The 347-nt window shown below is 44.1% G+C and carries 1 tRNA gene; it reads left to right on the top strand.

From position 1 onward, the window contains the following. Positions 1-55: 55 nt before the first annotated feature. Positions 56-131: transfer RNA gene (locus tag ACJ5GX_RS02015), tRNA-Gly, on the top strand. The last annotated feature ends 216 nt before the right edge of the window (positions 132-347 follow it).

Below are 347 nucleotides of genomic sequence, written 5' to 3'. Positions count from 1 at the left end.
GCAAATACAAAAATTACATTTTATATTTGCACTCACAAAAGTTCTTTAACAAAATGCGAAAATAGCTCAGTTGGTAGAGCGCAACCTTGCCAAGGTTGAGGTCGCGAGTTCGAGCCTCGTTTCCCGCTCCAAACATTAGCTTGTTGAATCCCAGTGATTCGGCAGGTAAGCGAAAGGGGCCTAGGCCCCTTTTTCGTTTTCTATTCCCTCTCGCTTTCTGTACCTCACCCCTCTTTAATCAGCGGCTATGTTTCTGGCCGTCGATTCGATATACCGAAGCAACAGAATCGCGCATTTCTCTTCCTAATGATGTACTTTTTCTCTCCTGACAAATAGTCTGGATATCT

Source organism: Wolbachia endosymbiont of Tuta absoluta, assembly GCF_059414725.1.
Note: the sequence above shows the minus strand (reverse complement) of the source record. Positions and strands in the feature narration are given on the sequence as shown.